This is a genomic window from Clostridium sp. ZBS2 (assembly GCF_023845855.1).
Taxonomy (GTDB): domain Bacteria; phylum Bacillota; class Clostridia; order Clostridiales; family Clostridiaceae; genus Clostridium; species Clostridium aquiflavi.
In genome coordinates, this window is record NZ_JAMQIF010000014.1 from 81,614 (window position 1) to 87,889 (window position 6,276).

The 6,276-nt window shown below is 22.6% G+C and carries 6 protein-coding genes; all 6 read left to right on the forward strand.

Annotation, left to right across the window (positions count from 1 at the left end; translation table 11 throughout):
- Nucleotides 1-103: 103 nt before the first annotated feature.
- The 6 genes from NG918_RS09155 (at nt 104) to NG918_RS09180 (ending at nt 5,893) form a co-directional block, all read left to right on the forward strand.
- A complete protein-coding gene (locus tag NG918_RS09155; RefSeq protein WP_252216479.1) occupies nt 104-415 on the forward strand; it encodes a thioredoxin domain-containing protein in 312 nt (103 codons plus the stop codon).
- Nucleotides 416-654: 239 nt separating this feature from the next.
- The gene (locus tag NG918_RS09160) at nt 655-1,086 is read left to right on the forward strand and encodes a MarR family winged helix-turn-helix transcriptional regulator (RefSeq protein ID WP_252216483.1); all 432 of its coding nucleotides are present in this window, start codon (nt 655-657) and stop codon (nt 1,084-1,086) included.
- Nucleotides 1,087-1,343: 257 nt separating this feature from the next.
- A complete protein-coding gene (locus NG918_RS09165; protein ID WP_434062235.1) occupies nt 1,344-2,093 on the forward strand; it encodes an ABC transporter ATP-binding protein in 750 nt (249 codons plus the stop codon).
- Nucleotides 2,083-4,098, forward strand: a complete 2,016-nt coding sequence (locus NG918_RS09170; protein ID WP_252216489.1) for an FtsX-like permease family protein — start codon at nt 2,083-2,085, stop codon at nt 4,096-4,098. The genes NG918_RS09165 and NG918_RS09170 overlap by 11 nt, the downstream gene beginning before the upstream one ends.
- 116 nt (nt 4,099-4,214) lie before the next feature.
- Nucleotides 4,215-4,886 (forward strand): response regulator transcription factor, encoded by a 672-nt coding sequence (locus NG918_RS09175; RefSeq protein WP_252216492.1) that lies wholly within the window; start codon nt 4,215-4,217, stop codon nt 4,884-4,886.
- On the forward strand, nt 4,883-5,893 hold the full coding sequence (locus NG918_RS09180) for a sensor histidine kinase (protein WP_252216494.1): 1,011 nt from the start codon (nt 4,883-4,885) through the stop codon (nt 5,891-5,893). Before NG918_RS09175 ends, NG918_RS09180 begins: the two co-directional genes overlap by 4 nt.
- Nucleotides 5,894-6,276 lie beyond the last annotated feature (383 nt).

Sequence of the window (6,276 nt, forward strand, 5' to 3'; positions counted from 1 at the left end):
TTTATTACCAATAATTAAAATAAAATTAAAATTTATGTATATAGAAAGAAAAGAAGCTAAAAATAATTCTAACAAACAAATATAAAAATTGGAGGTTAGAATTATGATAAAACAAGTTTATAGTTTTGATTTTAAAAAAGAAATAGAAGATGGGACCACAGTAGTGAACTTTTATTCAAATTTAGGAAGTCCTTCTAAGTTAGTTGCGCCTGTATTTAATGAGGTGAAAGATGAAGTAGCTGATAAAGCAAAATTTTTGAAAGTAAATGTAGACGAAAGTAGAGATTTGGTAAACAAATATGATATTCCTTCAATTCAATCTATTATGATATTTAAAAATGGTAAAGAAGTAAGCAAATTAAATGGATTTTTACCTAAGGATGTATTAAAACAAAATATAGAAGCTAATTTGTAAAAAACAGCTTCTTATTATATTAATATAATAAGAAGCTTAAATTTTTGTATAAAAAATTATAAAATTTTTTAAGGCTGAATAAATTTAATTTTAAATAGTATATGATAGAGCTACATTATTTATATGTGTTGACATAAAATTTATATAATTATAATATTATTTTAATAGATTTAATTTGTTAAAATTTAATTTTGATATTTTAATTTGAAATTTATATATATTAAGAATAGGAGAATTTTATGAGTAAATATGATTGCATTAAATTAGAAAATCAAGTTTGTTTTTCTTTATATGCAGCTTCTAGAGAAATAATTAAATTATATAAGCCAGTTTTAGATAAATTTAATCTTACATATACTCAATATGTTGCAATGCTTGTTTTGTGGGAAGATGAGAAAATTACAGTAAAAGGCATTGGTAAAAGATTGCATTTGGATTCTGGCACATTAACACCGTTATTAAAAAAATTAGAATTTATGGGATTGGTTAATAGATATAGAGATAAAAATGATGATAGAGTAGTTATTGTTGAATTAACTGATAAAGGAAGACAGTTAAAAGAGGAGATAGTTACTGTTCCTAATGAGATGTGCTGTAAAATAAATATATCTCAAGAACAAGCTAAATCTTTAAAAGAAAACTTAGATAATTTATTAAATAGTATTAAATAGTGTAATAGGGGATATTTCTAAAAATAGAATTTATTTTGGAAATATCTTTTTTTGTACAGGAAATTATAGAGATGGACAGACTTTAGAGTAAGTAATATCAATAGGTTTCAAGAAAAGTATAGAGTAGATACTTTATTTCTTATCTTTCAAAAATGTAATTTAAATGAAAGATATATAGATATGTGATTTTAACTACATTGTTTATAATACTGTCTATAAGAATGTTTGGAGTGATGTAATTGAGTACGATATTAAAAATGGATAAGATTGAAAAATATTATGGAAATAAGGATAACATAACAAAGGCAGTAGATAATATAAGTTTTAATGTAGAAAAAGGTGAATTCATAGGTATAATGGGACCATCAGGTAGTGGAAAGACAACATTATTAAATTTAATTTCTACAATAGATAATGTAACAACAGGAAGTATAACAATAAACAATAAAGATATTACTAGATTAAAACTTAAATCTTTAGAAGATTTTAGAAGAGATGAATTAGGTTTTGTATTTCAAGACTTTAATTTATTAGATACTTTAACAGCATATGAGAATATAGCATTAGCATTAACTATTCAAAATAAAAGAAAAAGATCAATAGATTCATTAATAAAAAATGTAGCAAAAGAATTAGGAATAGAAGAGATATTAAATAAATATCCATACCAAATATCTGGAGGACAAAAACAAAGAGTTGCGTGTGCAAGAGCAATAGTTAAAAATCCTTCATTAATATTAGCCGATGAACCAACAGGAGCATTAGATTCTAAATCTTCAAGAATGCTTTTAGAGTCATTTGAAAAGTTAAATAGTAATTTAGAGGCAACTATACTTATGGTTACTCATGATGCATTTACAGCTAGTTATGCACATAGAATTTTATTTATTAAAGATGGAAGAATATTTAATGAGTTAATTAGAGGTACCGATACAAGAAAAGAATTTTTTAATAGAATAATTGAAGTTGTAACTCTTTTAGGGGGTGACTCTAGCGATGTTTTTTAAAATTTCTAAAAACAATGTAAAAAGAAGCTTTAAGGATTATGCAATATATTTTTTAACACTTACTTTTGGTGTATGTATATTTTATAGTTTTAATTCTATAGAATCACAAAAGATGATATTTTCTCTTAATGGTAGCCAAAGTGAGATTATGACATTAATAAATAATTTTATTTCTGGAATTTCAGTTTTTATTTCTTTTGTATTATGTGGATTAATTTTATATGCAAATAATTTTTTAATAAAAAAGAGGAAAAAAGAATTTGCAATATATATGACTTTAGGAATGAAAAAATCTGAAATATCTAAGATTTTAGTTTTTGAAACATTTATTATTGGATTGATTTCTTTAATTATTGGATTATTTATAGGTGTTATCTTATCACAGGGATTATCAGTATTTACCGCCAAGATGTTTGAAGTACCTATGATAGATTATAAATTTATAATCTCAGGATCAGCAATATTAAAAACTATATTGTATTTTAGCATTATATTTATATTTGCAATGATATTTAATGTAACTATTATTTCTAAATATAAATTAATAGATATGATTAATTCACCTAAAAAGAGTGAAAATATTAAAATAAGAAATAATAAATTTAATATAATATTGTTTATATTATCAATAATTATACTAGTGTTAGCTTATTACTGTATTAATAAAAGTGGATTAAATATTAATGATATTAGATTCAAGTTAGCTATATTATTAGGTGTTATTGGAACTTTTATGTTTTATTTTGGATTAGCAGGATTTATTTTATATATAGTAAACTCAAATAAAAATATATATTTTAAAAATTTAAATATATTTGTAAGCAGACAAATATATAGCAAAGTAAATACTAATTTTATATCTATGAGCTTAATATGTTTAATGTTATTTTTTACGGTAACAATATTATCTACAGGGATTAGTCTTAAGAACACAATGGAAAAAAGCTTAGAAGCATCAACTCCCTTTGATGTATCTGGATATATGTTTTTACAAGATGATAACAAAATTGAAAATATGAAAGACGCACTAAATGAAATTAACTTTAACTTTAATGAAGGTGAAAATATAGAATTTTATAATGAATATAGAGTTGAATTTAATATCAATAATTTATTACAGGATGTAGATGATTCTACTAAAAAATTATTACAAGATGGACCAAATGAAATAAGTTTAGTGAAAATTTCTGATTACAATAATATATTAAAATTAAAAAATAAAGAATGTGTAAGATTAAAAGATAATGAAGTAATAATAACTTCTAATTTTAATGCTTTAGAAAAATCATTAAATAAGTTTGTAAAAGAAAAAAATAAAATAAGTTTAAATAATAAGGATTATAAAATATATAATGAAAAAATTTTCAAAGAAGCTTTGAGTAGTTCAACTTTATTAGGAAATATATTTACAATAATAGTTCCTGATAATGTTTTAGAGAATATTAAACCTAGTGTAGCATATTTTAATGTAAACTATCCTAAAGATAATAAAGAATATTTTGAAGAAAAATATCATAAGTTTTTCAAAATGTTTACTGATTCTAATAAATCAGTTGGAGAAGATAGTATATTTATTTTAGGAGATACTAAGACTGATATATATGCAACAAATAGAGGAGCATCTACTTTAATAATATATGTAGGAATATATATAGGAATTGTATTTTTAATATCTAGTGCTGCAATTTTAGCATTACAACAATTATCTGAAATAAGTGAAAGTTTAGAAAGGTATAAATCACTTAAGAGAATTGGAGTTCCTAAAAAAATGATAAATAAAACTATACTTGTTCAAGTATTTATATATTTTATGATTCCGCTAGTTTTAGCATTAATACATTCAGTAGTAGGAATACATGTTGTTAATGATTATATAAAGTTTTATGGTAAATCTGATATAGGTATAGCATCTATTTCTACAGTAGCATTAATACTAGTTATATATGGTGGATATTTTTATACAACTGTTGTTGCATATAAAAATACGATAAACAACGCAAAATAAATTAAAACAAGTAACTACTTTAGATAATAAAATTTTATTTAAGGTAGTTATTTTTATAGAGATAGTACGATATTAAACTTGAGAACAAAAAAATATATCAAAAAAGGAGAAGTATCATGTATAAGATAATGATAGTCGAGGATGATGTTACTATAAGAGATGAATTAAAAAATCTTCTTAATAGATATGGATATGAAGTTGGTATTACAGATGATTTTTCTAATGTAGTGAATCATATAGAGCAAAATAATTATGATTTAATTTTACTTGATGTAAACTTACCATTATTTGATGGATATCATATATGTAGAGAAATAAGAAAAAATTTAGATATACCTATAATTATAGTTACAAGCAGAGATAGTGAAATAGATGAACTTATGAGTATGAATTTAGGTGCAGATGATTTTATAACTAAACCATATAATACACAAATACTATTAGCTAGAATATCATCAATTTTAAAGAGAACTTATAAAAAGAATGATTCATCTGAAATTTTAAAGTATAAGGATTTAACTTTGGACTTGTCTAATGGAAGTATTAGTTATAATAATGAATATTGTGAACTTACAAAAAATGAATTAAGAATTCTAGCATGCTTAATTAAAAATCAAAAGAGTATAGTTTCTAGAGATATACTTATGGAAACGCTATGGAATTCAGATATTTTTGTAGATGATAATACCCTTTCGGTTAATGTAACAAGATTAAGAAAAAAACTTGATGATATAGGTATAAAAGATGCAATAGAAACCAGAAGAGGACTAGGATATATAATGCCATGAGTATATTAGAATATTTAAAAGATAGATTACTTTATTTAATAATAAACTTTATATTATTTATAAGTATAATTAGTGTAATGATAATTTTAAAAACACCACTAGTATTAATTTTTATAACATTTTTAATATGGTTTTTACCAATAGGAATATATTTTGTTATAGAAGTTTTTAAATATAAGAAATTTTATGATAATTTAAATGGTGTGATTGAAAAGCTAGATAGAAAATATTTATTGTCAGAACTTATTGAAGAGCCAAATTTTATTGAAGGACGACTTCTTTATAATATATTAAAAGAAACAAATAGAGATATGAATGAGGAAATAAAGAAATATAAAAATGCTCAAATAGACTATAGAGAATATATAGAAACTTGGGTACATGAAATAAAAACACCTATAGCATCATCTATGTTAGTTATAGATAATAACTTAAATGAAACTACCAATAAAATAAAATATCAAATTAAGAGAGTAGAGGAATTTGTAGAGCAAGTATTATATTATTCAAAGATAGGTGAAGTAAGCAAGGATTACATAGTTAAAGAATTTAATATAAAAAAGGTAATTAATAAGGTTATAAAAAATAATTCTAGAGATTTTATAACTAAAAAGATATCCCTAGAAATAAATGATTTAGAAGAGAATGTATATAGTGATGAAAAATGGATCTATTTTATACTTAATCAGATAATAGGAAATTCATTAAAGTACTCTAAAAACAATAATGCACAGATAAAAATTTATTCTTTAAAAAATAATCATAATGTAACCTTAGTTGTTGAAGATAATGGTGTTGGAATAAATGATCAAGATATAGATAAGGTTTTTGAAAAAGGTTTTACTGGAGAAAACGGAAGAATATATGGAAAGTCTACAGGCATGGGACTTTATATTTGTAAAAAGCTTTCAGAAAAACTAGGGATATCTATAAATATTAATTCTTTAAAAGACCAAGGAACTAAAGTAAACATCATTTTCCCAATAGGAAAGTTAACTTATATATAAATTAAACATTGTGCTGGTGTTTAATTTGAATTAAAAAGAAGAACTGATAGATTGTGTGTTTCACGAGTAGGTTTTATAAGTACAATATAAAATACTAAAAATATATATTTAAGAGGGGGAACACATTAGATGTGCTTATAATTAAAGCTTATTAATGGAATAAATATACAATTAATAGCTTTGTTTAAGTATTTAATATAGTAATGTCAATAGAAAGACTCAGTAAAGTAGTAGTATACAATAATAACTTATCCACGTGTGTCAATATTAGGATAAATTAATTAAAAAGAGAAATAAAGAGTATATTAAATATAATTTATAAATATGAATTGATTTGTTATAAATATATATTATGGATGATGTTAAGATAAAACACGTCGCTG

Bases quoted from the DNA above. Each gene is read 5' to 3' on its own strand.
- NG918_RS09155 (WP_252216479.1), top strand. From the start codon at position 104: ATGATAAAACAAGTTTATAGTTTTGATTTTAAAAAAGAAATAGAAGAT.
- NG918_RS09160 (WP_252216483.1), top strand. From the start codon at position 655: ATGAGTAAATATGATTGCATTAAATTAGAAAATCAAGTTTGTTTTTCT.
- NG918_RS09165 (WP_434062235.1), top strand. From the start codon at position 1,344: ATGGATAAGATTGAAAAATATTATGGAAATAAGGATAACATAACAAAG.
- NG918_RS09170 (WP_252216489.1), top strand. From the start codon at position 2,083: ATGTTTTTTAAAATTTCTAAAAACAATGTAAAAAGAAGCTTTAAGGAT.
- NG918_RS09175 (WP_252216492.1), top strand. From the start codon at position 4,215: ATGTATAAGATAATGATAGTCGAGGATGATGTTACTATAAGAGATGAA.
- NG918_RS09180 (WP_252216494.1), top strand. From the start codon at position 4,883: ATGAGTATATTAGAATATTTAAAAGATAGATTACTTTATTTAATAATA.